The following is a 24,907-nucleotide window of genomic DNA, read 5'->3' as shown; positions in this document are numbered from 1 at the left end:
TGTTTGGGATCGGCGGCCAGCGGAAATCGGCATACAGCGACATATTCAAAGGGCTCCAACGCCGCGCGGCGGACGGCGGGATCGGAGGAAGTAAAGGCATCGAACATGCGCTTCATTCCGGGTGATGCGCGGTGAAACGGTACGGCCCCGACAGAAAGGCTCGGAGCATTTGCAAACAGCACGGGCAACGCAATGCCCTGAGGCAGTGCAATTCGACCCGCAGGGACAGTAGCCAGAACTCCGCCCGCGACAGCGGATCGATCATATCGTACGGGCCGGCAATACAGCGGGGAAAGCACCACGCCGCCAAGCCAAGCACGAACACGCTCGTAGCACCCAACCATAGGAGCCGAGCGAGGATGGATGAACGATCCGGCACAACCCATGCCACGCAGGACAAGGTCGCGGACATTCCGATGAGCAGAAATAGATAGGGTGCGGAGAAGGCATCGCATTGTGTCGAGGAGATGCCGCCGGGGCCAATGAAAATTAGCGCGGCAACAATCGCGACGGAACTCATGCCGATGCCGCTGGCAATGACTATGGCGCGGACGTCCCCCACCCCGGCAACGTAACAGAAGACCAGCCCCGCGAATGCGACCACGATCAGCGGAAGGCATTCCAGTCCGATGACGACGGAGAGCGCGGCAGCCGCCCCCACGAGCACCCCGCCCAGCCGATCCCAGCGGACAAGCCCGGTCACCATAAGCATCATCGCGACCAACTGGCCATTGTGATGGTCGATGCGGCCCGGTGCGAATTCGAGCACGGCCCCCGCATGAGAACAGTCATCAGCGTCAATGTTAGCAGCGACGACAAGCGAGACATCGGCATGCCGACCATCAATCGTCTTACCGTCGCAGCACCCAGTAAGCAGAAGATGGCAAGCATCAACGGAGGCCATACGAGAAACGAGAAGGAGATCGTCTGATCGACCGACATGAACGGCCGAAACAGGGTTGCGATTGCGACGTAAGGCAAATCGATCAATCGCGACCAGGGAGAAACATAAGCCTCGGGCATCGAAATGAACGGCAGCGTAAGATCGAACCACCGGCCATCGGACGACATCAGGTAGCGGATCTGCAACTCGCGCACCTGATCATCGATATCACCGAAGAAGAGTACGCCGTCGGCAAGATCGAACAGGACTATGGCAAGTCCTGTGATGTAGATCGTGAGAAAAGTGCTGAGGAATGACTTGCCGCCGCGCACGACAGTCAAATCGGCCCGCGATAGAGCTACATCCATTCCGCACCCGCCCCGCAAATAATTGCGGCCGCACACTAGCCGGTTGCGATTAATATTCCGCTATTGAGCACGGCCACTAGAACCCTGCGGCATCCACAAGGCCCTGATCGCAGCCGAATGATGTCCGTCCCGCGCCGTGGATGAGGTCGCGAAGACTGGCTGCATCGTTCGATGTCGCGTCCTCAGACAGACCGATTGTAAGCTCGCTGATGACGCGGCCCTCGCCCGCCCGGCGGCAACTCATCTTGACCCGATCTCCAGCGCCAGCGCCAAAGCTCTTATCAAAGGCAGCCTTGATCGCTTCCGCCGTCAGCGTCTTGCCTATGTTAGCCGCGAACAGATCGCGCACTGCCGAAGCGTTCAGCTCGTCGATCAACCGAACCGACGTGCTGAAATAATCGTCGGCGCTCAGCTTGGTGCAGGTACCGTGCTTGGTCCATTCGTGCCGGTCCAGGCCGGATTGTGTCCCAGGCATTACCTTGTCGAGTGCAGCCTTGGTTTCCGCAGAAAGCTCCAAGTCCGGCAGCTTTGTCCAATCGCCCTCCTTGTCCGCAGTACGCAGGGTTCCGGCAACGTCGCAATAATCCTTCCGCATGGGCCAGAGCCCGTGCAGGGAGAAATTGGTCGCGTCGAACCTGTCCCCCGTCTGGCTGGTACATTCCGGCTTGCGCTGGTTTGTCTCACAGAACGCCGGTTGCCAGCTGGCCGCGAGGATGAAGCGCGTTCTGCCGCCCTCATCCTGAGCAATGGCAGCGCCGGCAACGACGATTGCAGCCAGAGAAACGGCCGCGCGCAGAAATGGATGGCTCATCCTCACCTCCCACAAAGAACAATTCATGAACAGAAAATCATGCAGAGGTCATTTCCACAACCCTCAACCGACAGGGTACGAAAATCCTGTCGCATAAATATCGCGGTATGTTGCATTTCACAGCCGATCTGCTCTTCTCCGGGCGACGGAGGATTTGATGTTTGCAGAAACCGAACGCCTTGAGACGGCGAATGCCTCGCTTGGCCTTCATCATGAACCAACTGATTTCAATGCCCGCGGAGTCATCCTCGTTTCCCATGGACTGGCTGAGCACTCCCGGCGCTACGCGCGTTTCGCGACAGCCATGGCGTCTCGTGGCTATCACGTGTTTGCATTTGACCACCGCGGACACGGCGAGACGACCGCCCCCGACGCTCCGATCGGCCGCTTTGCCCGTCGCGATGGCGTCCGGCGGGTGATTGACGACGTGGTAGCGGTCCGCGACCACGCGACCGACCGATATCCGGGGCTGCCTATCATTCTGTTCGGGCATTCCATGGGGGGCCTGATCGCCCTCAACGCGGCGGTTACCCATCCGGAAAAGTTCCATGCCGTCGCCGTCTGGAACTCGAACTTCAATCCCGGCATATCAGGACGGGCGGCGCAAGCCATCCTGCTCGCCGAACGCGCCTTGAAAGGCTCCGACGTTCCGAGCGGCATCCTGCAGAAGCTCACCTTCGGCACCTGGGGAAGATCAATCATCGGCCGCCGGACGGAGTTTGACTGGCTCAGCCGCGATCCAGCTGAAGTCGATAGGTACATTGCTGACCCGCTTTGTGGCTTCGATGCCTCGGTGTCGCTCTGGCTCGATATCTTCGAGTTGACGTTTCGCGCACCACAAACGCCGCATCTGGACCGTCTGCCGAAGCAGACACCGATCCATCTTGTTGGTGGCGGACAGGATCCGGCGACAGATGGCGGAAAAGCGGTGGTCTGGCTTGCAAACCATTTGAAAGCCCACGGCTTCTCCCGTATTACGACACAGATATATCAGGACATGCGCCACGAAACGCTGAATGAAATTGGCGCGGACGTGGCCATCGCATCATTTGCCGACTGGTGCGATGAAGCGATCGCAAGATCCTGAACTGAAGGATTTCGCGATGAGCAATGGTATTTCTTCCCGCCCCGTCACCGCTTCGGAGGTGTCGACCGGTATTCTGCTGATGTTCCTGTCGGTGCTCGTCTCCCCGATCATCGACATCTTCTCCAAGCTCGCGATCGCTACAATTCCTGCGGCAGAGATCACGGCCGCCCGCTTTGTCGTGCAGGCACTCTGCATGTTGCCGATCGTTATCTGGCGCGGAAGCTGGAAAGGCTTTTCCTGGCGCGCCAACATCTTTCATGCCATCCGTGGTGCCATCATCACCATTTCGATGGTCTCCTTTGTCACGACGCTGAAGTACATGCCGGTTGCCGACGCTATCGCGATCTTCTTCGTCGAGCCGATCATCTTGACGATCCTGAGCAGCATCTTCCTCAAGGAAACGATCGGCTGGCGCCGCTACACTGCCTGCGGCGTCGGCTTCTTCGGCGCGATGCTGATCATCCAGCCAAGCTTTCAGGAGGTCGGCTACGTGGCGCTCCTGCCCGTCGTCAGCGCCTTCTGCATTGCCATCTTCGCCCTGATGACCCGTGTGCTTTCTCACCGGGAAGACCCATGGGCGATGCAGTTTCAGATGGGCATCTGGGGTCTGTTGTTCTGCGCGATCCTGCTTGCTTTCGGCAACGGCACGGGTTCCGACGTCTTTGACTCGGTGCTCCCGGACAGCCGCGGCTACCTATACCTGCTCGGCGTCGGCGTCACGGCGGCCATTGCCGGTATCTTCGGCGTCTATGCCTACCGTGCGGCTCCAGCCTCGACATTGGCGCCGCTGCAGTACTTCGAGATCGTATCGGCGACCATTTTTGCCTGGCTCGTCTTCGGTGATTTTCCGGATGCGATCAAATGGCTCGGTATCCTCATTATTATCGCGTCGGGCCTATACATCATCTGGCGCGAGCGACGCTTTGCATCGAAGCCGGTATCCGATACACCTCAATCGGCACTGGCGCCCTGACCTGCTCCCGGGAGGAACATGACGGACCATCAGCCCAAGAAACCGCCGCTGTCCGGCATACGCGTCATCGAGCTCGCACGCGTGCTTGCAGGTCCATGGGCGGGCCAGATGCTCGCCGATCTTGGCGCCGACGTCATAAAGGTCGAAAACCCGGACGGAGGCGATGACACCCGGCACTGGGGGCCGCCCTTTGTAGAGGGCGTCGACGGCGAAAACCTCTCCGCTGCCTACTACCATGCCGCCAACCGCGGCAAGCGCTCGATCACCGCCGACCTGAAGCGCGAAGAGGATCAGGCGCTGGTCCGTCGCCTGATCGCCACGGCTGATGTGGTCATAGAGAATTTCAAGCTCGGCGGGCTCGTGAAGTACGGCCTTGATTACGAGAGCCTGAAAAAGATCAACCCGAAGCTCGTCTATTGCTCGATCACCGGCTTCGGGCAGAACGGTCCCTATGCCGCCCTCGCCGGCTACGATTATATCGTTCAGGGCATGTCCGGCTTCATGTCGATCACCGGCGAACCGGACGGACAACCGATGAAAGCAGGGGTTGCGATCGCGGACATCTTTACGGGCATCTATGCGGTTGCTGCCATTGAGGCGGCTCTCATCCACGCCCAAAGGACTGGGGAAGGACAGTTGGTCGACATGGCGTTGCTTGACGTCCAATCGGCGGTGCTTGCCAACCAGAACATGAATTACCTGACCTCCGGCCGCGCGCCGTCACGGCTTGGAAACGCGCATCCGAATATTTCGCCCTACGAAGTCGTCCCCGCCGCCGATGGCTATCTGATCCTCGCGGTCGGCAACGACGGCCAATTCCGCCGCCTGTGCGCAATACTCGGCCTCGAGGGCATTGCGGACGACCCTCGCTTTTCGACCAACAAGGAGCGTGTGGCAAACCGCGACGAGGTCCGCAGGCTTGTTTCGACCGAAGCACTGAAGTGGAAGAAGGCCGACCTGCTGAGGGCCTGTGAAGCCAACGCCGTTCCGGCCGGCGCGATCAACACCATCGAGGAAATGTTCGAGGATCCACAGATCCAGGCGCGTGGGCTGCGAGTCGATCTCGCCGACGCAAAGGGCACTGTCATTCCTGGCGTGAGGACGCCCGTCGTGCTGTCACAAACGCCCTTGCGTTACGAGCGGCCAAGCCCGAGGCTGGGAGAGCATCAGGAGGAGGTTCTGGCGGAGCTCGCGGAACTGGAGGGGAAAAGACCGACATGAAGAAAACCGGCGGGGAACTGATCGTCGAGGCCTTGAAAGCGAATGGGGTGAAACGCCTCTCCTGTGTGCCCGGCGAGAGTTTCCTTGCCGTTCTCGATGCGCTTTATGACAGCGACATCGACGTCGTGGTCTGCCGCCAGGAAGGCGGCGCTGCCATGATGGCCGATACCTGGGGCCGGCTCACCGGGGAGCCCGGCATCTGCATGGTCACGCGCGGCCCGGGCGCCACGAACGCCACCGCAGGGCTGCACATCGCTAGGCAGGATTCCATTCCGATGGTCCTCTTCATCGGGCAGGTCCAGCGCGACGCAAGGGAGCGTGAGGCCTTTCAGGAGGTCGAATTTCGTCGCGCCCTGACCGAGTTCAGCAAATGGGTCGGCGAGATCGACGACGCTGCCCGCATTCCCGAGTTCGTCACCCGTGCATTTGCCATCGCCACATCAGGTCGGCCCGGCCCGGTCGTCTTGTCACTGCCTGAAGATATGCTTCGCGATGAGGTGGAGGCGCCCCGCGCCAAACGTTGTTCGCGCGTCGAAGCCCATCCCGGTCGCCGACAAATTGACGACCTTTACCTGCGACTGCTGAAGGCGGAGCGGCCGATGGTCATCGTCGGCGGCACGCGCTGGGATGCAGATGCCGTAGCCGACCTGAAAGCATTCTCGGAGCGCTTCGCTCTGCCCGTCGGATGCTCGTTCCGTCGGCAGATGCTGTTCGATCACTTACACCCGAACTACGCCGGTGATGTCGGCATCGGCATCAATCCCGCACTGGCGAAAGAAATCAAGGAGAGCGACCTGCTGATCCTGCTCGGCGGACGGATGTCGGAGATGCCCTCCTCCGGCTATACGCTGATCGACATCCCCTACCCGCAGCAATCACTGGTCCACATCCATCCCGATCCTTCAGAGCTTGGCCGGGTCTATCGTCCCGACCTCGCGATTTGCGCAAGCCCGAGTGAGTTCGTTGCGGCTCTTGCCGATCTCGAAGCGCCCAGCGAGCTCCGATGGTCGGAGCGCACCGAGCGGATGCACCAGGCCTACCTTGCGTGGTCCACGCCACCTCGTAGCGGTCCAGGTCCGGTCCACATGGGACCGATCATGGAGTGGATCGAGGAAAACACGCGCCCGGATGCAATCTTCACCAACGGCGCAGGCAACTATGCCACCTGGCTGCATCGCTTCCATCGGTTCCGTCAGTTCAACACCCAGGCAGCGCCCACCTCGGGATCGATGGGCTACGGTCTCCCGGCCGCCGTCGCCGCCAAGCGGCTCTTTCCCGAACGCGAAGTGATCTGTTTCGCCGGAGACGGCTGCTTTCTGATGCACGGGCAGGAATTTGCGACCGCCGTTCGCTATGAACTGCCAATCATCGCCATCGTCATCAACAACGGCATATACGGCACCATCCGCATGCATCAGGAGCGCGAGTATCCCGGCCGTGTCAGCGGAACTGATTTGACCAACCCGGATTTTGCCGCGCTTGCACGCGCTTATGGCGGTCATGGGGAAACGGTGGAAACGACGGAAAGCTTCGCGCCCGCCTTCATGCGCGCACGGGCGAGCGGCAAGCCCTCGATCATCGAGGTAAAGCTTGACCCCGAAGCAATTACGCCAACGCGCACGCTGTCCGAAATCGCGCAAACAAAAAAGCCGGTGAGCGAAACTCACCGGCCTTAGATATTTCGATGCGGTCGACTTAGTCGAGGGCGGCCGTAACCGTGAACTCGACCTTGTACTTCGGCGCAGCGAGCTTGGCTTCGCTGGTCGCGCGAGCCGGCGTGTTGGCCGGGTCGACCCAGGCTTCCCAGGCAGCGTTCATTTCTGCGAAGTAGGACATGTCGGAGAGGTAGATCAGCGTCTGCAGGATCTTCGACTTGTTCGAGCCGGCTGCAGCGAGCAGGCGGTCGACTTCGGCCAGTGCCGACTTGCACTGTTCGGTGACGCTCTCGCCCTCGCCGACCTGGCCAGCCAGGTAGACGGTGTTGCCGTGGACGACTGCACCGCTCATGCGGGCGCCGGCGTCGATACGCTTGATGCTCATGATGTTCTCCTGTTTGCGAAACGAAAGACGCCGCTGAAACAACGCGGCGCCGGACTTGGTCTGCTGACTGGCACTAGGCGCGAATGTGATGCGTCTTCTGGTAGATTGCCGTCGAACGGGCGCCGGAGCGGCAATAGCCGAGCATCGGGCGCGGGAACTCGTCGAGCGCATCGACCATGCCGGCGACAGCCTCTTCGGTAACGCCCATCGCGCCGACCGGCACGTGCGCGATATCGAGGCCGAGTTCCTTTGCGCGCGCTTCGATCAGCGTGTACGGCGTCTGGTCAGGGCTCTCATTATCCGGGCGATGGCAAACGATGGATTTGAAGCCCATGGCCTTGACCTGATCGAGATCCTCGACAGAGATCTGTCCGGAAACCGAGTATTCATCGTCAATCTGGCGAATGTCCATCGCTAATCCTCCTGAAATCGTGGGCTGAATGACTACGCCGCCCCATGCCCAGCGTCAACCGCAGATCACTCAAACAAAAGCGAAGCTGAGCGCATAATTTCGGCTCTCTCCTGGCTTCAGCATGACGAACTCACCCGACGCTTCCAGCTCCGAACGAGACACCCAGCGATGCGATACCGGCTCTATGCCAAGCACGTCGGCAGGCGCCTTCTGATTGCGCCAGACCTGCAGGTGCGGCAGCGTCTCTGCAAGGACGCGCACCCTAAGGACCTTGCCACCGGTCGCGGCAATCGGGCCGAGACGAACCTCGGCAAAGCTGCCTTCGGTCGCCGGCGCCTCCACGCAGAAGATGCCCCCTGGCTCCTCACCGAAGTTCCAAGGGAAGCCACCGCCGTCGAGCATCTTGCCTTCGAGGCGCGTGCCTGCATCGAACCACTTACCGCCGATATTCATGTGGTACATGAGGAAGGTCGGGACGATCTCGTCGCTGGTGTTGACGACCTTGTCCCTGAGATTGGCCTCGCCTGTCCGCCCGTCAATGAACCAGTGGCGCTCAATGCGAGCTGGCAAGCCCTCAACCGTTGTGATGTCGATATCCGCCCGGCACTCGGCATTTCCGTTCTCGAATTTCGTCCAGAGAACCCTGGCTGCATGCCCGGGTCCGGACCCGTGCAAAGGATAGACCTTTCCGTCGGCCCGCCCCTGGATCGACTCGCGGTGCCTGATATGGTCCGGTCCGCAGGTAAAGAGGAAGCCTTGCACCGAGTGCGAGATGCGCGCATCGCCATCATCGGGCACCGCTTCTTTCGGGGCGATATCGACGCCGTTGACGATACATGCGCCGACATCCATCAGCGACGTTTCATCAAGCATCAGTTTCGGCCCTGTCGCAGCAGCGAATTCAATCATCGTCCAACGTCCTCCCGGTAGCGGCCTCAGCACCGTTAGGTGTCGGAACGGATTTCGTCAATCACGACGGTTCGCTGAACCGGCGTGGAACCGATCGGTCGCCCCAAATGTTTATGACTAAACGAGAAATCACGGGATTTTTATCTTTTGTTCAGCACGATCTCATAAATTCCACACTAGCGTCAAAATTCGCAGGTGTGTGTCGGCCAAGTCACTGAAGGGTATGAAGACGTGAATCGCTTTGCAATATCGGGATTGTCCGCCGCAGTCGCCCTGCTCGCCTTTGCTGCAGTTGCGCCCTCTGCCGATGCGCAGCAATTCTATAATGGCCGCCAGCGCGACATCATCTTCGTAGCACCGAACGGCGACATCCTCGACTATGTCCCGTCGGGCGCCGCCTACGCACGCGATCGACGTGGCAACCGCGTGCTCGTTGACCCATACGGCAACGTAATCGCAACCGAGATGCGTGCCAGCGGCTACTACCCGCGTCCGCCTGTTCGCGACGCGTACAACGGCGATCCCTATTATGGCGATGATCCCTACGGCGATACTCGTTACTCTGAACGGGGTGCCGTGACCGGCTCGATCCCACGCGACGGTCAGATCGACCGCCAGCCGCTCGACGACCAGCCCTATCCGCAAAGCGACGACTACGCGTCCATTGAGCCCAATCCGCAAGCACCCGATGTGATGCAGCCGAAGCCGCCTCAGGAGCCGGTGATCACGCTCAAGAACAAGTCGAAGTCCGAGATCGTCGCCCTGCAGGTTTTCCTGGACCGCGCCGGTGTTTCCCCCGGTGCGATTGATGGCCACATGGGCGCAAATGTCACCAAGGCGATCTACGCCTACCAGCAGATGACGGGCGAAACGCTCGATCCAAACAACACTGATGCAATACTCGAGCAGTTGCGCATGACCGGCGGCCTGCCGCTCGTTAGCTACACGATTACGCCCGCGGATGCCGCCGGCCCGTATGTCGCCGAGATCCCCGAGGATTATGCGCACAAGGCTGCGATGTCCTCGCTCAGCTATACCTCGACGACGGAGGCGCTCGCCGAGCGCTTTCACATGGACGAAGGCTTCCTGAAGGAAATCAACCCGGGCGTTGATTTCACCGTGCCCGGCACGATCATAAAGGTCGTCAATCCTGGTGACGTGAAAAGCGGATCGGTCGCGCGCATTGTTGCCGACAAGGGTCGCAAGCAGGTTTTCGCCTATGACAATGCCGGTAACCTGATTGCCGCCTACCCTGCCTCGATCGGCTCCACCGACACCCCTTCGCCATCCGGGACGGTGACCGTCGAGCGTGTTGCCTTTAATCCGGGCTACACCTACAATCCGAAGATCAACTTCCAGCAGGGCGCCAACGACAAGATCCTGAACATCCCGCCAGGTCCGAACGGCCCGGTCGGAACCGTTTGGATGGCACTCTCCAAGCCGACCTACGGCATTCACGGAACGCCGGAGCCATCGAAGATCGGCCGCACCCAGAGCCATGGCTGCATCCGCCTGACGAACTGGGACGCCACCGAGTTAGCGAAGATGGTCAAGCCCGGCGTGACGGTCGAATTCGTCGACTGATTTCCGGTCAGCTCCAACAAAAAATGCGCCTCTGGGGGCGCATTTTTCTTTTGTCGATTATTGTTTTGCCTAAGCAGCCGAGCGGATAAGGGGGCCGGTGCTTCGCGCGGGCTCCGGCAGCTTGACCGGCATTTTCGCCATGATTTCTTCAGCGAAACAGCGAGCGTTCTCGCGCGCTTTGTCGAGGTTGCTGACGCGGTTTGGATCGAGGGAGTGCAGCGTGCCACCACAGTCAAAGAGATCGCGGAAAGCCGAGCGCTCGATGATGGCGGTATCGAGAACCGGCACCTGACGCTCGCTCAGCAGCGACTTGACGATCGCGAGTGCCCTCGTCGTCACCATCGAGTTGACACGCGTCAGCACGACCGAGTGGCCGATACGGATACCCGCCTTTTCGTCGAGGTACTGGAGCAGTTCGAGGACCTGTGCTCCGCCGCGCGCGTCCATAGCGCACCCCTGGATCGGGATCAGCACATGGTCGGAGAGGCCTATTGCGGTCGCCAGCAGCGGATTGCGCGCACCCGGAAGGTCGATGATGAAGTAGTCCGTGTTGTGCTTGTTTTCCGAAATATGCAGCGGCAAGGACGCCGACGTGACGAAGTCGATGACCGAGATATTCGCCACATGCCCGGACACCTCGTGCCAGCGTGTGATCCAGTGCTGTGGATCGGCGTCGAGGATCGTCACTCGATAGCCCTTCTGGGCAAGTTCGGTGGCGAGGAGAAGAACGGCTGTCGTCTTGCCGGCGCCGCCCTTGGTGTTTGCGAAAGTGATGACTGGCATGGTCGGTCCTCGAAGGGAAAATGTGAGCCTCTGTATGGCTCTGTCGCGCACTCCCGGAAGCATCGTGCGGTTAATGCATCCTTTCTAATCATGGTTAACAACTTCTAAACGCGGCCCCTGAAATTGCGGCCAGCATTTCTTGCACTCGGCCGAAATCTCGACCCAGACCAATAAAAAAGCCCGGAAAGCCAAGGCTTTCCGGGCCAGTTCAGGTCCGCCGTCTTCTCTATTTTCAGAAGCAATCCTTAAAGAGCGCCTTGGTATTTTCGAGCGTCATCTTGACCGGATTGCCGCCAGCGCTTGGATCTTCAATCGCCATCGCCGAAAGTTCATCGATTCGATCGGGCTTGATCCCCATCGCAGACAGACTGTCGGGTACACCAAGCTCGCTGCGAAGCTTCAGAACGTAGTCGTAAAAACCGTCGAAGCCGCCCGCGATACCGAGATAGGCCGCCGCACGAGCAATCTTGTCCTCGATCGCCGAGCGGTTGAAGCGAAGTACGGCAGGCATCACGACAGCATTGGTCATGCCATGATGGGTGTTGTAGACAGCGCCGATCGGATGCGACAACGCGTGGATCGCGCCGAGCCCCTTCTGGAAGGCGACCGCGCCCATGGCTGCGGCCGACATCATGTTGGCGCGGGCTTCAAGGTCCGTGCCTTCCTTGTAGGCGCGCGGCAGGTATTCCTTGACCAGACGCATACCTTCAAGCGCGATGCCTGCTGACATCGGGTGATAGAAGGGCGATGAATAGGCTTCCAGGCAATGCGCGAAGGCATCCATGCCGGTTCCGGCGGTAATGATCTTCGGCATGCCCACCGTCAATTCCGGATCGGCAATGACAACGCCTGGCAGGAACTTCGGATGGAAGATGATCTTCTTCACATGCGTTTCGGAATTGGTGATGACGCTGGCGCGACCGACTTCGGAGCCAGTGCCTGCCGTCGTCGGTACGGCCACGATCGGCGCGATGCCTTCGACGCTGGCGCGCGTCCACCAGTCACCGATATCCTCGAAGTCCCACACAGGCCGCGTCTGGCCGGCCATGAAGGCCACGCACTTGCCGAGATCGAGGCCGGAACCGCCGCCGAAGGCGACGACGCCATCGTGGCCGCCGTCCTTGAAAGCCTTGACGCCGGCGTCGAGGTTCTTGTCGTTCGGGTTCGGATCGACGTCAGCAAAGATTGCGCGGCCGAGGCCGGCTTCTTCGAGAATGTCGAGCGCCGTCTGGGTGATCGCCATCGACGCCAGACCACGATCGGTGATCAGCAGCGGCTTCTTCATGCCGAGGCTCTTGCAGGCGTCCGCCAGTTCCTTGATGCGGCCCCGGCCGAGCTTGAAAGCGGTCGGATAGCTCCAGTTGGCTGTGATGTTGCTGCTCATGCTGTGACTTTCTTCAGATGGTAGGATTTCGGACGCGTCAGGTTCTGGAAGCCGATGATCGACAAAGAGCCGCCACGGCCGGTTTCCTTGACGCCGGTCCAGCAGAGCGCCGGATCGAGATAGTCTGCGCGGTTCATGAACACGGTGCCGGTCTCGATCTCGCGACCAAGCCGCCCTGCCCGCTCCGCATCCTGCGTCCATAGCGATGCCGTCAGGCCGTACTGGCTGTCGTTCATCAGCGCGATTGCCTCGTCGTCGCTCTTTACCTTCATGATGCCGACGGCAGGACCGAAGGTCTCCTCGCGCATGAAGGCCATGGAATGATCGACATTGACGAGGACCTGGGGAGCCAGGTAGGCGCCGCCGTCATCCTGCGGGAACAGCTTCGGATCGATCAGAGCCTTTGCACCCTTGGACACTGCATCAGCGATCTGCTCGCGCACGACCTTGGCGAAACGCTTGTTCGCCATCGGGCCGAGCGACGTTTCCGGATCGAGCGGATTGCCGAGCTTGTAGTTTGACACCCAGGCGACCGACTTCTCTACGAAGCTGTCATAGAGTGACTCATGCACATAAATGCGCTCGATACCGCAGCAGCATTGGCCGGAATTGTAGGTGGCGCCGTCCATCAGCGTATCAACGGCCGCGTCGAGGTCGGCGTCTTCCATGACGTAGCCCGGATCCTTGCCGCCAAGTTCGAGGCCAAGGCCAGTGAAGGTGCCAGCCGCCGCACGCTCCATCGAGCGCCCACCTTCGACCGAACCGGTGAAATTCACAAAGTTGAAGCTGCCCGCAGCGATCAGCGCCGAGGTCGTCTCGTGATCGAGGAACACATTCTGGAAGACATCCTCCGGAACGCCGGCCTCGACGAAGGCCTGCACCAGCCGCTCGCCTACCAGCAACGTCTGCGACGCATGCTTCAAAACGACGGTATTGCCCGCCATCAGAGCCGGCGCGATCGTGTTGATCGCCGTCATGTAGGGATAGTTCCACGGCGCGACGACAAACACGACGCCATGCGCTTCGCGCTCGATACGGCGCTCGAACTTGTCGCTCTCTTCGACCACCAGCGGCGCCAGCGCATCGGCGGCAATCGACGCAACGTAGTTGGAACGCTCGTTGAACCCCTTGTACTCGCCGCCATAGCGGATCGGCCGCCCCATCTGCCAGGCAAGCTCGGGAACGACGACGTCGGACATCTCGTTCAGACGCGCAACACCCTTGAGAACGAGCTGGACGCGGTCTTCAAGCGGCCGCTTCGCCCAGGACTTCTGCGCCTTGCGGGCACGCGCCACGACGTCCTTCGCGGCGTCCAGCGACAGCGCCGGGCGCTCGGCGTAAACCGATCCGTCGATCGGTGAAATGCATTGGATCATTCCCATGATCACCTTCCTATGTTTTCGCAAGCCGAAGCCAGCCGCACCCTGCACAATCCCAGAAGATATGGAGATCGTATGACGGGATACGTACCGCTCTTGGCTACGCCTATTATGCTCTTTCGAAACCGCGCGCCACTTCCCAGTCGGTGATGCGACGATCGTACTCTTCCTGCTCCCACTCGGCAGCACGGGCGTAGTGATCGATGACGTCGTCGCCGAACGCATTGCGCAGCATCTTCGATTTGGTCATGGCGACAGTTGCCGAGCGCAGCGTGCGAGGGATCTCGCGGACGCGGCGAGCGCCATAGGCGTCGCCAACGAACGGTGCCTCGAGTTCCATCTTGTTCTCGATGCCATCGATGCCCGCTGCGAGCAATGCCGCAAAGGCAAGATAGGGGTTGAGGTCGGAGCCGCCGACGCGGCACTCAATGCGGATCGCTTTCGTGCCATCGCCGCAGAGACGGTAACCAGCCGTACGGTTGTCCTTGCTCCAGATCGCCTTTGTCGGAGCAAAGGTGCCGGCCATGAACCTCTTGTAGGAGTTGATGTAGGGCGCCAGGAAGTAGGTGATTTCGCTCGCATGCGCGAGCAGGCCGGCAATGTAGTTTTCCATCAACGGCGACATGCCGTACTTGCCCTTTTCATCGGCAAACAGCGGCGTCTTGCCGTCCGCGCTCCACAGAGACTGATGGATGTGGGACGAGCTCCCGGCGGCATTGTAGTGCCACTTTGCGAGGAAGGTAATCGCCTTGCCCTTCGACCAGGCAATTTCCTTGCAGCCGTTCTTGATGATCGCGTGCCGGTCCGCCATAGCAAGCGCATCGGCGTAGCGGACGTTGATCTCTTCCTGGCCGGCGGACGCCTCTCCCTTGGAGTTCTCGACCGGAATGCCGGCGCCCTGAAGACCGGTACGGATTGCCCGCATCACCTCTTCTTCCTTGGTCGTCTGGAAGATGTGGTAGTCCTCGTTGTAGGCGCTGGCGAGCTTCAGATTGCGATAGCCGGACGCGTGCGCGGATTCATAGGTCTGGTCAAACAGGAAAAATTCCAGTTCCGAAGCCATGAAGGCCTTCATGCCCATGTCTTCGAGCCGCTTCACCTGCCTCTTCAGGATCGCGCGAGGTGAATGCGGCACCTCCTCGTGCGTATGATGATCGAGCAGGTCACAAAGCACCAGCGCCGTGCCCTCGAGCCATGGAATCCGACGCAACGTCGAAAGGTCGGGCTTCATCGTGTAGTCGCCATAGCCCTTCTCCCAGCTCGTCGCCTTGTAGCCGGATACAGTCTCCATCTCCATGTCGGTAGCGACGAGGTAGTTGCAGCTATGCGTTTCCTTCCATGCGCTCTCGAGGAAGTATTCGGCCTGGAAGCGCTTGCCCATCAAGCGGCCCTGCATGTCCACTTGGCACGCCAGAACCGTGTCGATGCGCCCGTCGGCAACATCCTGCTTGAGATCGTCGAGAGTATAGATGCTCATATTGAATCCGCCTGAACCTTGAACTGAAGAATCGGGGCAACGAAAGGGCATGCCGTGAGACGGACGCGCCTGACCTGATGCATTTTCGTTGAGCCGGGTTACGGGGTCGCCGAAGCGACCCCGCACCTTGAGAGGGAAGTCGAAACCTCAGGCTTCGCCGACGGCCTTTTCGGCAGCCGCAATCTCGGCCTGACGGAGTGCAACCTCTTCGCCGATCGGCGGTCCCTTGAAGCGGCGGCTTTCGAAGCCGAACCATACGATCGCGGTCAGCACGAGGAAGCCGACGGTGATGTAGAGGGCCCAATCATTCGGCGGCTGAATGCCGAGGACGAAGATCAGCACCATCGCGAGGATCGAAAGGATCGCGAACAGCTTGAACATGCCTTCGCCGAGGTTCCACGGACCCATCTTGTCCCACTTCGACGTACCCCAGGCGAAGAGACCGAGCGTGATCGGGATCGCGAAGGAGAAGAACAGGAAGATGACCGTGCACGACACGACGATGGTGTAAACCGGCGTCTCGCCAATCGAGACGAGCGACGAACCCCAGACGAACAGAACCGAAAGGATCGAGCCGGTCCAGATCGCCGCAACAGGCGTGCGATACTTCGGGCTGACCTTCGAGAGTGCCTTCGATGCCGGCAGACCGCCATCACGCGAGAAGGCGAAGATCATGCGCGAGACCGACGTTACCGTCGCCAGACCGCACAGCCACTGGCTGACGAAGATGGCGAGGTAGAGCAGATCCTTGACGACAGGGTTCACCTGGCTGTCCATCGCCCAGAAGAACACGTTCCAGCCCTGCTTGGCCGCATCATCCATGTTCGGCAGCATCAGCACGAACGAGCAAAGCATGATGTAGCCGAAGAGCGCCGACCAAAGGACGGACGAGACCATGCCGCGCGGAACGGAATGAGCGGCCTTGACCGTTTCTTCCGAGGTATGCGCGGACGCGTCGTAGCCGGTGATCGTGTAGATCGGCAGCAGCAGACCGAGGAGAAACACCCACGCACCCGAGGTCGACGGCCAGACATTGCCGCCCGCTTCACCGGAATAGTTAGCGAAGGTGAAGAGCCGGGCAATGTCATAGGATGGAGCGGCCAGCAGGCAAACTGCAGCAAGCACGATTGACGTCGCGAAAATGAGGTAACCGGAGAAATCCGTCAGCTTGGCCGTCAACCCGATCCCCATGTGATTCACGAGTGCCTGAGCACCGGTGATGATGACCAGGAAGATGATCCGGACCATCGTCGTGTCCACCAGACCGAAGTAGCTGGTCCCGAAGGCACCCATGAAGAAGTAGTAGGTGCCGACGTTGATCGCGCCGAGAACCGTGACGAGACCGAGCAGGTTGAACCATGCCGTCAGCCAGCCCGTGAAACGGTTGCCGAGAATCGAGCCCCAGTGATAGAGCCCACCGGCGGTCGGATAGGCCGAGCTGATCTGCGCCATGGCGACAGCGAACACCAGCGAAACGAAGCACCCGACGGGCCAACCGATGCCAATGGCCGCGCCGCCAGCACCGGCAGTTGCCTGCGCCAACGAGTTGATACCGCCCGAGAGAATGCAAATAATGGAAAACGAAACGGCAAAATTCGAGAACGAACTCATCCGCCGTTCCAGCTCCTGGGCGTAGCCCATGGAGTGCAGGATATGCATATCCTGCTTCTTGTCGTGATCCGTGTAGTCGGACATGACTTCCCCCTGTTAAGCGATCACCTGCGGGATTGCGGATGATCATCCAGTGCCAAAGTGCCCGTGACGTTTTCGCCTACGGGCGGATCGCAGTTAGACTGCTCCCTGGGGTCTTTATCTTTGTTGTCAGGCGTCCAGACTTTGCCGGAGAAGCCTTGTCAGATAGCCGGCCATGACCCCTTGACCGTCTTGATCTGAGATGAGGTCGTTGCGGACCTCGATCATTACATTGCGGAGCCCATTCGAAAGCCCGTGCAGAATAAGCGTGTGCGTCACGCCATCCGCAGGGCCGTAAGGCTCATTGCGTTCGATTTTATAGAGAGGCGAGCCGGCCGACGCGGCCTTCAGAACACTGTCGGCAAAGCGGCTGTCTTCGTCGTGCAATATACCAATTTCCACGGCGCGCGTCTTGCCGTGGTAAACAGGAGTGAAGCTGTGGACCGTTGCAATCACCGTCTCCTGCCCCCTCGCCATGCGATCGCGAATCAGTCCGCGAATGGCGTCGTGGAAAGGAATATACAACGCTTCTGTCCGTGCGAAGCGTTCTTCCGCGCTGAGGTGGGCATTGCCCGGGATCTCGTAGACTTCGCTCTTCTCGGGCATCGCACCGGCTGACTCCGGCGGCCTGTTGCAATCGTAGATCAATCGCGAAAATCGCTGGTAGATGAGAGTGGCATCGAGAGCCTCGGAAATCCCGCGGGCCACGGCCAACGCGCCCGGATCCCAGGCAATATGGCTTTCCAGCGCTTCATCGGAGAGACCGAGCGTGCCGTACCGCTCAGGCAGCAACCGGGATGCATGCTCGCAGATCACCAGCAATGGGCTCTTCGCGTTCGGTCGCTCGACTGAAACGCATTCGCCTTCCGCTTCGCTTAAGACCCTGAACTGAGCAGGCACCACAGGCGCATCCCGATCATTAATAAAAAATGTATAAGAAAAGAATTCTTCACGTTCCGACGACTGTCAAGCGCACTCTGAAAATTTCTTTTCATGACAACAGTTGACATGGATTGTGACAGCGTTGTTAACTTTCAGTGGGAAAGTGGCACAAGACCAATCCCGGGGAGCATGATCGCGTGACCGCTGCGTCGAAGACCGTTTCGGACGTAATCCATTCGCATTTTGGCACGCTAACGCGGGCCGAAAAGCAATTGGCTGAGAGCCTGTTGGACAACTACCCTGTCTCGGGACTGGGCAGCATCACGACGATTGCCGAGAACGCCGGCGTATCGACACCTACGGTCGTTCGCATGGTCCAGAAGTTGGGTTTCAAGGGCTATCCCGACTTTCAGGCGCACCTCCATCAAGAGGTCGAAGCGACGATCTCGAACCCAATCGCCAAGCATGACCGCTGGGCCTCCAATGCGCCGGGCACGCATATTCTGAACCGCTTCGCCGACGCGATCATGGGCAACCTGCGCCAGACGCTAAGCGCACTCGATACGGCGACGTTCGACAACGTGGCGTCACTCCTCTCCGACCGCAAGCGCGGCCTCTATTTTGTCGGCGGACGTATTACCGGCGCGCTCGCCGAATACTTCTTTACGCATATGCAGGTCATCCGCCCCAACACCGCTCTGCTCTCATCGAATTCGAGCAGCTGGCCGCAGTACGTCCTCAATATGAATCCCGGCGACCTTTTGGTCATCTTCGATATCCGCCGCTACGAGCAGGAGATGGTCAGCCTCGCGACCGCAGCCCGCAAGCGCGGAGCCGAAATTGTCGTCTTTACCGACCAGTGGGGATCGCCTGCCGCCAAGCTGGCGCGCCACACGTTTCGTGTGCAGATCGAGGCCCCATCGGCCTGGGACTCATCCGTCATCACTCTCTTCATCGTCGAAGCGCTGATCGAAGCTGTTCAGAGTTCGACATGGGACGAAACGAAAGAGCGTATGAAAACGCTGGAGGGACTGTTCGAACAAACCAGGCTCTTCCGCAAACTCAGTTAGGAGGGAAAATACGACAGAGAGATGACAGGCGGCGCTTGAGTGAACAACGTGTCGTAAATGAAACATCACCGCCAAATGCCTGCTATACAAAGAAAAAATAAGGTCATCAAACTGTCACGAAAGCTTCACGTAACGTAAGTAACAGCATCGTCGGACACTGAAAACCCGAAGGAGAACAACAGTGATCTCTAATATTTCGAAAATGCTTTCGCTTTCTACTGCAATTGTTGTTGCCTCGACCGCAATCGCAGCCGCTGAACCTAGCGCTGAACTCATCGCTGCCGCCAAGAAGGAAGGCACGCTGACCACCATCGCGCTCCCGCATGACTGGTGCGGCTACGGCGACGTCATTGCCGGCTTCAAGGCAAAGTACGGCATCGAGGTCAACGAACTGAACCCGGATGCGGGCTCGGGCGACGAAATCGAAGCCATCAAGGCCAACAAGGGCAACACCGGCCCGCAGGCTCCTGACGTCATCGACGTCGGTCTCTCCTTTGGTCCCTCGGCCAAGGCTGAAGGCCTGATCCAACCTTACAAGGTGTCCACCTGGGATTCGATCCCCGACACTGCCAAGGATGCCGACGGTTACTGGTACGGCGACTACTACGGCGTTCTGTCCTTCGTCGTGAACACCGACATCGTAAAGGACGTCCCGAAGGACTGGGCTGACCTGAAGAAGTCCGACTACGCCAACAGCATCGCTCTCGCCGGTGACCCACGCGCCTCCAACCAGGCCGTTCAGGCAGTTTACGCTGCTGGCATCGCAGCCGGCGAAAAGGACGCGACCAAGGCAGGTGAAGCCGGTCTCGCTTACTTCGCTGAACTCAACAAGGCGGGCAACCTCGTTCCTGTCATCGGCAAGTCCGCTTCGCTGGCACAGGGCTCCACCCCGATCGTCATCGCTTGGGACTACAACGGCCTGTCCTGGCGCGACACGCTGAAGGGCAACCCGCCGGTTGAAGTCGTCGTCCCGGCATCGGGCGTCAACGCTGGCGTCTACGTCCAGGCGATCTCCGCTTTTGCTCCGCATCCGAACGCTGCGAAGCTCTGGATGGAATACCTGTACTCGGATGAAGGTCAGCTCGGCTGGCTGAAGGGCTATTGCCACCCGATCCGCTTCAACGATCTGGCGGCGAACAAGAAGATCCCGCAGGAGCTTCTGGACAAGCTGCCGCCGGCCGCCGCCTATGAAAAGGCTGTGTTCCCGACCCTCGACGAACAGGCTGCAGGCAAGGCCGCTATCACCACCAAGTGGGACAGCGTCGTCGGCGCCAACGTCAAGTAATCACTGACGCAAGACCTCTCCGCCCCGTGGCGGAGAGGTTTTATTCTCTATTGCCCCGATAAGGCTGTCGTCTATGACCACTGTTTCAACATCTGCGGCCCCGGCCACGCCCATGATAAACCGCGACAGGATCGTAGACTGGCTCGGCATCGCGCCGTTCATGATCTTTGCTGCGATGTTCCTCATCATACCGACGCTTTATCTGGTCGCTGGCGCATTCCTGACGCCAGAAGGCGACCTGACACTCAAGAACATTGCCGACCTGTTCACGCCGTCGATCCTCAGCGCCTACTGGATCAGTATCAAGGTATCAGTGGCCTCGGCCCTCGGTGGCGCGCTGATCGGTTTCTTTCTGGCCTGGGCAGTCGTGCTCGGCGGCCTCCCGAACTGGGTTCGGTCGGGCCTTCTGACGTTCTCGGGCGTCGCATCCAATTTCGCGGGCGTACCCCTCGCCTTCGCCTTCCTGGCCACCCTCGGACGCACCGGTCTCGTGACCGTTTTGATGCGCGACTGGTTCGGCTTCAATCTTTATTCTACGGGTTTCAATCTGCTGAGCTTCTTGGGGCTCACCCTCACCTACATGTACTTCCAGATTCCGCTGATGGTGCTGATCCTGACGCCGGCGCTCGACGGCATGAAGAAGGAATGGAAGGAAGCCGCGCAGATCCTGGGTGCCACCAATGGCCAGTATTGGCGCATGGTCGCCTTCCCGATCCTCTGGCCGAGCCTGATGGGCACGACACTGCTTCTTTTCGCGAACGCTTTCGGAGCAATCGCTACCGCCTACGCGCTGACCGGCAGTTCTCTCAACATCGTCCCGATCCTGCTTTACGCGCAAATCCGTGGCGACGTGCTCCACAATCCCAACCTTGGTTACGCGCTCGCGCTCGGCATGATCGTCATCACCGGCCTGTCCAACCTCCTCTATATCCTGCTGCGTATGCGCGCTGAACGGTGGCAAAAATGAAGACTTCACGCCTTGGAGCATGGATCGCAGTCGCCATTGGGGCGACCTACTTCGTCCTGCCGCTCATTGCCACAATCGAGTTTTCACTGCGTATGCGCCGCGGCGCCTACAGTTTCGACGCCTACGCGTCGGTTTTTTCCGAGGCGCAATTCCGCGAAACCTTCGGCTATTCGATGCTGATGGCGCTGCTGACGATTGTTTTCGGGATGTTGCTCGTGGTGCCAACCGCCTACTGGGTACGCCTGCGCCTGCCGCAGATCCGCCCGGTCGTCGAGTTCATCACACTTCTGCCCCTCGTCATCCCTGCTATCGTGATCGTCTTCGGCTATCTGAGAATGTACAACTCGTCTTCGATCCTGCCTCTGACGGGCTCGACGACGGGTACCAATATCCTACTCGTCCTCTCCTACATGACGCTGTCACTGCCCTACATGTACCGTGCTGTCGATACCGCGATGCGCGCCATCGACGTCCGTACGCTGACGGAAGCAGCCGAAAGCCTGGGCGCCAGCTGGACGACAATCATGTTCAAGTGCATTTTCCCGAACGTCATGAGCGGCGTCCTCTCGGGCGCCTTCATCACGCTGGCGATTGTCATGGGTGAATTCACCATGGCCGCGCTGCTCAACCGTCCGGCCTTCGGCCCTTACCTGCAGCTGGTCGGCGCCAACCGCGCTTACGAGCCGTCGGCGCTCGCCGTTATCGCGTTCTCGATCACCTGGCTCAGCATGGGCCTTCTACAACTCGTCTCCCGCTTCCACAAAGCCGCACCGGCTAAGTCGTAAGGTATCTGGTTTTCATGGCTTTTCTCGAACTCGCAAACCTCAAGAAATCCTTCGGCAACACGCAGGTCGTGCATGACTTCAACATGCAGATCGAGAAGGGTGAATTCATCTCTTTCCTTGGCCCGTCGGGCTGCGGCAAGACGACCGTCCTGCGGATGATCGCAGGCTTCGAAGCGCCCTCGGCCGGTCGTATTGCCATCGGCGGCAAGGAACAGAACAATCTGAAGCCCAACAAGCGAAACATCGGCATGGTTTTCCAGGCCTATGCGCTGTTTCCGAACATGACGGTTCATGACAACGTTGCTTTCGGCCTGAAGGTTGCAGGCACGCCGGCAGCCGAGATTGATGCTCGTGTCAAGGAAATGCTCGGGCTGATCAAGCTCGATCACCTCGCCGACCGTTATCCCTACCAGCTCTCCGGTGGCCAGCAGCAGCGCGTGGCACTTGCCCGTGCCCTTGCAGTCCGCCCGCAGGTTCTATTGCTTGATGAGCCGCTTTCAGCCCTCGATGCCAAGATTCGCGTGTCGCTGCGCGAGGAAATTCGTGCCATCCAGCAGAAGCTCGGCATCACCACCGTCTTCGTGACCCACGACCAGGAAGAAGCCCTGTCAATCTCCGACCGCATCGTCGTCATGAACGCCGGCCGTGCCGACCAGATCGGCACGCCGTTCGAGATTTACAACACGCCGGCAACCCGGTTCGTCGCCTCCTTCGTCGGCACGCTCAACATGATCGAGGCAAAGGTTGTCGACCCCGCCGCAAACAGGATCCAGATTGGCGACCAGGGCGTGACGTTGAAGCAATCGGTCACGGCTTTCAAAGCGGGCGATACCGTCTCGCTGGCTCTGCGCCCGGAAGCCGGATCGCTGGCCGAGAGCGCGCCATGCGACACGAAGCTGACGGGACAGGTCGTGTCAGCCCACTTCCTGGGCTCGGTCATCCGCACGCGCATGAACGTCGGCGGGAATGTCATTTCCTTTGACATGTTCAACAGCCCGGGGGTCACTCCTCCGTCCGCCGGCGAGACCGTCACGCTGCGCTTCATGGCGGCCGATCTCCTCGTCATCCGCGACTGAGCGCACGCTAACATTTGCGGTTTTGCCACACTCGTTTCCGCATTTCCGGCGCCAAAGCTAAGGCGCCGGAAATCGCTTGAAATGGTGACCTCGATGCGCAACGACGGGCTGAAACGTTTTCGCTAAGCAAAGTCAGCATCATGTCTTCTACCACGACCGCCTCCGCACCCCGCCTCCTCACTTCCCAGGACTTTCGTACACTCGGCCTTTCCGCCCTCGGAGGTGCGCTCGAGTTCTACGACTTCATCATCTTCGTCTTCTTCGCGGCAGTCATCGGCAAGCTGTTCTTTCCGCCCGATATGCCGGAATGGCTGGTAACGATCCAGACGTTCGGGATCTTCGCCGCCGGCTACCTCGTGCGCCCGCTCGGCGGCATCGTGCTTGCCCACTTCGGCGATCTTTTCGGCCGCAAGCGCATCTTCGCCTTCTCGATTCTGCTGATGGCGCTGTCGACGCTCGGCATGGCTGCGATGCCGACCTACGCCACGATCGGCGTTGCCGCTCCGATCCTGCTTGTGTTGATGCGTCTCCTGCAAGGAGCAGCGATTGGCGGCGAAGTGCCAGGCGCCTGGACCTTCGTGGCCGAGCACGTTCCCTTCCGTCGCGTCGGTTTTGCCTGTGGTTTTCTCTGCTCCGGCCTGACGCTCGGCATCCTGCTCGGGTCCTTCATCGCGACGATCATCAACTCCGTCTTCACGCCTGATGATGTCGCCGCTTATGCTTGGCGCATCCCTTTCTTCCTCGGCGGCATCTTCGGCCTCGTTGCCGTCTATCTGCGCCGCTGGCTGCGGGAGACGCCGATCTTCGCGGAGATGAAGCAAGCCCGCTCGCTCGTTCCCGAACTGCCGCTGAAAGCCGTTCTGCGCGACTACCCGCGCGGCGTTATCATTTCCATGCTGCTGACGTGGATCCTCTCAGCCGGCATCGTCGTGACGACGTTGATGACAGCAACCTTCCTGCAGAAGCTTTATGGCTACACCGCTCAGCAGTCGCTTGCGGCCACCAGCTTCGGCACGCTCTTTCTGATCTTCGGTACCGCTGCTGCCGGCGCAATCGTCGATCGGGTTGGCTCGGGCCGCTTCTTTGTTGTCTCCAGTATCTTCTTTGGTGCAGCAACCTTCGCCTTCTACACCTACGCGGCCGTTTCACTGACCGTTCTCTTCGCGCTCTATGCGATCATGGGGCTCTCGGTCGGCATGGTTGGAGCAGTACCCTACGTGATGGTCCGCGCCTTCCCGGCCCGCGTTCGTTTCAGCGGCCTGTCCTTCTCCTACAACGTGTCCTATGCGATTTTCGGTGGTCTGACGCCTCTTGCAGTCGCATCGCTGCTGCCGATCAATCCGATGGCCCATGCCTACTACCTGCTCTTCATCGCCGCCCTCGCCTTTGTGCTCGGGCTCTATCTGATCGCCAAGGGAGACAGTGTCGAGGCAGAGGTCGGCATCGAAGAACTCACCGAGCGCCTCGCCGCCTAACGCTGGCAAAGGCATGTGGCCACCGCCTGCATTGCTTCAGGGGAAATATTTCAATGATTACTTGCTATCTGCGTTACACGATCGACCCGTACAAGCTCGCCGAATTCGAGGAGTATGCGCGCCTCTGGATTCCGATCGTCAATCGAATGGGCGGCACGCATCACGGCTATTTCCTGCCGTCCGAGGGCGCCAACAACATTGCCCTCGCGCTGTTTTCGTTCCCGAGCCTTGCGGCTTACGAGGACTATCGTACACGTATGGCAAGCGATCCCGAATGCCAGGCCGCGTTCGACCTCGACAAGCGAAACCGCAGCATCATCAGCTACGAGCGCAGCTTCATGCGCCCTGTCCTTGGCTGATCGCC

At 59.8% G+C, this 24,907-nt stretch carries 24 protein-coding genes; 12 read left to right on the top strand and 12 right to left on the bottom strand.

Annotated features, from left to right (window positions below; translation table 11 throughout):
* Positions 1–112: 112 nt before the first annotated feature.
* The 3 genes from JNB88_RS17690 to JNB88_RS17680 all read right to left on the bottom strand — a co-directional run bounded on the left by JNB88_RS17690 (position 113) and on the right by JNB88_RS17680 (position 2,062).
* Positions 113–769 carry a hypothetical protein gene (locus JNB88_RS17690; RefSeq protein ID WP_220356565.1) on the bottom strand — a complete coding sequence of 219 codons (657 nt, stop codon included), beginning with the start codon at positions 767–769 and terminating at the stop codon, positions 113–115.
* Positions 712–1,251: a hypothetical protein gene (locus tag JNB88_RS17685; protein WP_220356564.1), complete on the bottom strand. Its 540-nt coding sequence runs from the start codon at positions 1,249–1,251 to the stop codon at positions 712–714. Before JNB88_RS17685 ends, JNB88_RS17690 begins: the two co-directional genes overlap by 58 nt.
* Positions 1,252–1,327: 76 nt before the next feature.
* Positions 1,328–2,062: a ribonuclease T2 family protein gene (locus JNB88_RS17680; protein ID WP_220356563.1), complete on the bottom strand. Its 735-nt coding sequence runs from the start codon at positions 2,060–2,062 to the stop codon at positions 1,328–1,330.
* 157 nt (positions 2,063–2,219) lie between these two features.
* On the opposite strand from JNB88_RS17680, the gene JNB88_RS17675 reads away from it, so the two are divergent.
* The 4 genes from JNB88_RS17675 to JNB88_RS17660 are packed head-to-tail and all read left to right on the top strand — an operon-like array spanning position 2,220 to position 7,019.
* A complete protein-coding gene (locus JNB88_RS17675) occupies positions 2,220–3,149 on the top strand; it encodes an alpha/beta hydrolase (protein WP_220356562.1) in 930 nt (309 codons plus the stop codon).
* Positions 3,150–3,165: 16 nt separating this feature from the next.
* Positions 3,166–4,122 (top strand): DMT family transporter, encoded by a 957-nt coding sequence (locus JNB88_RS17670; RefSeq protein ID WP_037133083.1) that lies wholly within the window; start codon positions 3,166–3,168, stop codon positions 4,120–4,122.
* Positions 4,123–4,140: 18 nt separating this feature from the next.
* A complete protein-coding gene (gene caiB / locus JNB88_RS17665; RefSeq protein WP_220356561.1) occupies positions 4,141–5,343 on the top strand; it encodes a succinate--glutarate CoA-transferase in 1,203 nt (400 codons plus the stop codon).
* Positions 5,340–7,019 carry a thiamine pyrophosphate-binding protein gene (locus tag JNB88_RS17660; RefSeq protein ID WP_220356560.1) on the top strand — a complete coding sequence of 560 codons (1,680 nt, stop codon included), beginning with the start codon at positions 5,340–5,342 and terminating at the stop codon, positions 7,017–7,019. Before caiB ends, JNB88_RS17660 begins: the two co-directional genes overlap by 4 nt.
* Positions 7,020–7,038: 19 nt before the next feature.
* Here JNB88_RS17660 and JNB88_RS17655 read toward each other — a convergent pair whose 3' ends face one another.
* The 3 genes from JNB88_RS17655 to JNB88_RS17645 all read right to left on the bottom strand — a co-directional run bounded on the left by JNB88_RS17655 (position 7,039) and on the right by JNB88_RS17645 (position 8,704).
* The gene (locus JNB88_RS17655; RefSeq protein WP_007802370.1) at positions 7,039–7,383 is read right to left on the bottom strand and encodes a RidA family protein; all 345 of its coding nucleotides are present in this window, start codon (positions 7,381–7,383) and stop codon (positions 7,039–7,041) included.
* Between the two features lie 73 nt (positions 7,384–7,456).
* Positions 7,457–7,795: a protein tyrosine phosphatase family protein gene (locus tag JNB88_RS17650; protein WP_220356559.1), complete on the bottom strand. Its 339-nt coding sequence runs from the start codon at positions 7,793–7,795 to the stop codon at positions 7,457–7,459.
* A 69-nt stretch (positions 7,796–7,864) separates the two neighbouring features.
* Positions 7,865–8,704, bottom strand: a complete 840-nt coding sequence (locus JNB88_RS17645; RefSeq protein ID WP_220356558.1) for a DUF4432 family protein — start codon at positions 8,702–8,704, stop codon at positions 7,865–7,867.
* A gap of 231 nt (positions 8,705–8,935) precedes the next feature.
* On the opposite strand from JNB88_RS17645, the gene JNB88_RS17640 reads away from it, so the two are divergent.
* On the top strand, positions 8,936–10,288 hold the full coding sequence (locus tag JNB88_RS17640; RefSeq protein ID WP_220356557.1) for a L,D-transpeptidase family protein: 1,353 nt from the start codon (positions 8,936–8,938) through the stop codon (positions 10,286–10,288).
* A gap of 69 nt (positions 10,289–10,357) precedes the next feature.
* Here JNB88_RS17640 and JNB88_RS17635 read toward each other — a convergent pair whose 3' ends face one another.
* The 6 genes from JNB88_RS17635 to JNB88_RS17610 form a co-directional block, all read right to left on the bottom strand.
* Entirely contained in the window at positions 10,358–11,071 is a 714-nt protein-coding gene (locus JNB88_RS17635) for a ParA family protein (RefSeq protein WP_220356556.1), read from the bottom strand.
* Between the two features lie 232 nt (positions 11,072–11,303).
* Complete coding sequence (locus JNB88_RS17630; protein WP_220356555.1) at positions 11,304–12,455, bottom strand: iron-containing alcohol dehydrogenase; 1,152 nt, start codon at positions 12,453–12,455, stop codon at positions 11,304–11,306.
* A complete protein-coding gene (locus JNB88_RS17625; protein ID WP_220356554.1) occupies positions 12,452–13,837 on the bottom strand; it encodes an aldehyde dehydrogenase family protein in 1,386 nt (461 codons plus the stop codon). The genes JNB88_RS17630 and JNB88_RS17625 overlap by 4 nt, the downstream gene beginning before the upstream one ends.
* Positions 13,838–13,943: 106 nt before the next feature.
* Positions 13,944–15,311, bottom strand: a complete 1,368-nt coding sequence (locus JNB88_RS17620) for a glutamine synthetase family protein (protein ID WP_220356553.1) — start codon at positions 15,309–15,311, stop codon at positions 13,944–13,946.
* Between the two features lie 147 nt (positions 15,312–15,458).
* Positions 15,459–17,006, bottom strand: coding sequence for an amino acid permease (locus JNB88_RS17615; RefSeq protein ID WP_220356552.1), 1,548 nt, complete (start codon positions 17,004–17,006; stop codon positions 15,459–15,461).
* A 126-nt stretch (positions 17,007–17,132) separates the two neighbouring features.
* Positions 17,133–17,906 carry an N-formylglutamate amidohydrolase gene (locus JNB88_RS17610; RefSeq protein WP_220356551.1) on the bottom strand — a complete coding sequence of 258 codons (774 nt, stop codon included), beginning with the start codon at positions 17,904–17,906 and terminating at the stop codon, positions 17,133–17,135.
* Positions 17,907–18,082: 176 nt separating this feature from the next.
* Here JNB88_RS17610 and JNB88_RS17605 point away from each other — a divergent pair, with 176 nt between their 5' ends.
* The 7 genes from JNB88_RS17605 to JNB88_RS17575 all read left to right on the top strand — a co-directional run bounded on the left by JNB88_RS17605 (position 18,083) and on the right by JNB88_RS17575 (position 24,902).
* On the top strand, positions 18,083–18,955 hold the full coding sequence (locus tag JNB88_RS17605) for a MurR/RpiR family transcriptional regulator (RefSeq protein WP_220356550.1): 873 nt from the start codon (positions 18,083–18,085) through the stop codon (positions 18,953–18,955).
* 202 nt (positions 18,956–19,157) lie between these two features.
* A complete protein-coding gene (locus tag JNB88_RS17600) occupies positions 19,158–20,240 on the top strand; it encodes an ABC transporter substrate-binding protein (RefSeq protein WP_222858059.1) in 1,083 nt (360 codons plus the stop codon).
* Between the two features lie 73 nt (positions 20,241–20,313).
* Entirely contained in the window at positions 20,314–21,207 is an 894-nt protein-coding gene (locus tag JNB88_RS17595; RefSeq protein ID WP_037133059.1) for an ABC transporter permease, read from the top strand.
* On the top strand, positions 21,204–21,992 hold the full coding sequence (locus tag JNB88_RS17590; protein WP_037133058.1) for an ABC transporter permease: 789 nt from the start codon (positions 21,204–21,206) through the stop codon (positions 21,990–21,992). The genes JNB88_RS17595 and JNB88_RS17590 overlap by 4 nt, the downstream gene beginning before the upstream one ends.
* 14 nt (positions 21,993–22,006) lie before the next feature.
* Positions 22,007–23,068, top strand: a complete 1,062-nt coding sequence (locus JNB88_RS17585; RefSeq protein WP_037133056.1) for an ABC transporter ATP-binding protein — start codon at positions 22,007–22,009, stop codon at positions 23,066–23,068.
* Positions 23,069–23,208: 140 nt separating this feature from the next.
* Positions 23,209–24,543: an MFS transporter gene (locus JNB88_RS17580; protein ID WP_220356549.1), complete on the top strand. Its 1,335-nt coding sequence runs from the start codon at positions 23,209–23,211 to the stop codon at positions 24,541–24,543.
* Between the two features lie 53 nt (positions 24,544–24,596).
* Positions 24,597–24,902 carry an NIPSNAP family protein gene (locus tag JNB88_RS17575; protein ID WP_220356548.1) on the top strand — a complete coding sequence of 102 codons (306 nt, stop codon included), beginning with the start codon at positions 24,597–24,599 and terminating at the stop codon, positions 24,900–24,902.
* Positions 24,903–24,907 lie beyond the last annotated feature (5 nt).

Source organism: Rhizobium cauense, assembly GCF_019511525.1.
In the GTDB taxonomy this organism is placed as follows: domain Bacteria; phylum Pseudomonadota; class Alphaproteobacteria; order Rhizobiales; family Rhizobiaceae; genus Rhizobium; species Rhizobium cauense.
This window is presented reverse-complemented; position numbering and strand designations above follow the sequence as displayed.

Bases quoted from the DNA above. Each gene is read 5' to 3' on its own strand.
- JNB88_RS17615 (WP_220356552.1), bottom strand. From the start codon at position 17,006: ATGTCCGACTACACGGATCACGACAAGAAGCAGGATATGCATATCCTG.
- JNB88_RS17595 (WP_037133059.1), top strand. From the start codon at position 20,314: ATGACCACTGTTTCAACATCTGCGGCCCCGGCCACGCCCATGATAAAC.
- JNB88_RS17660 (WP_220356560.1), top strand. From the start codon at position 5,340: ATGAAGAAAACCGGCGGGGAACTGATCGTCGAGGCCTTGAAAGCGAAT.
- JNB88_RS17590 (WP_037133058.1), top strand. From the start codon at position 21,204: ATGAAGACTTCACGCCTTGGAGCATGGATCGCAGTCGCCATTGGGGCG.
- JNB88_RS17675 (WP_220356562.1), top strand. From the start codon at position 2,220: ATGTTTGCAGAAACCGAACGCCTTGAGACGGCGAATGCCTCGCTTGGC.
- JNB88_RS17655 (WP_007802370.1), bottom strand. From the start codon at position 7,383: ATGAGCATCAAGCGTATCGACGCCGGCGCCCGCATGAGCGGTGCAGTC.
- JNB88_RS17625 (WP_220356554.1), bottom strand. From the start codon at position 13,837: ATGGGAATGATCCAATGCATTTCACCGATCGACGGATCGGTTTACGCC.
- JNB88_RS17575 (WP_220356548.1), top strand. From the start codon at position 24,597: ATGATTACTTGCTATCTGCGTTACACGATCGACCCGTACAAGCTCGCC.
- JNB88_RS17650 (WP_220356559.1), bottom strand. From the start codon at position 7,795: ATGGACATTCGCCAGATTGACGATGAATACTCGGTTTCCGGACAGATC.
- JNB88_RS17670 (WP_037133083.1), top strand. From the start codon at position 3,166: ATGAGCAATGGTATTTCTTCCCGCCCCGTCACCGCTTCGGAGGTGTCG.
- caiB (WP_220356561.1), top strand. From the start codon at position 4,141: ATGACGGACCATCAGCCCAAGAAACCGCCGCTGTCCGGCATACGCGTC.
- JNB88_RS17685 (WP_220356564.1), bottom strand. From the start codon at position 1,251: ATGGATGTAGCTCTATCGCGGGCCGATTTGACTGTCGTGCGCGGCGGC.
- JNB88_RS17645 (WP_220356558.1), bottom strand. From the start codon at position 8,704: ATGATTGAATTCGCTGCTGCGACAGGGCCGAAACTGATGCTTGATGAA.
- JNB88_RS17580 (WP_220356549.1), top strand. From the start codon at position 23,209: ATGTCTTCTACCACGACCGCCTCCGCACCCCGCCTCCTCACTTCCCAG.
- JNB88_RS17585 (WP_037133056.1), top strand. From the start codon at position 22,007: ATGGCTTTTCTCGAACTCGCAAACCTCAAGAAATCCTTCGGCAACACG.
- JNB88_RS17630 (WP_220356555.1), bottom strand. From the start codon at position 12,455: ATGAGCAGCAACATCACAGCCAACTGGAGCTATCCGACCGCTTTCAAG.
- JNB88_RS17680 (WP_220356563.1), bottom strand. From the start codon at position 2,062: ATGAGCCATCCATTTCTGCGCGCGGCCGTTTCTCTGGCTGCAATCGTC.
- JNB88_RS17635 (WP_220356556.1), bottom strand. From the start codon at position 11,071: ATGCCAGTCATCACTTTCGCAAACACCAAGGGCGGCGCCGGCAAGACG.
- JNB88_RS17600 (WP_222858059.1), top strand. From the start codon at position 19,158: ATGCTTTCGCTTTCTACTGCAATTGTTGTTGCCTCGACCGCAATCGCA.
- JNB88_RS17620 (WP_220356553.1), bottom strand. From the start codon at position 15,311: ATGAGCATCTATACTCTCGACGATCTCAAGCAGGATGTTGCCGACGGG.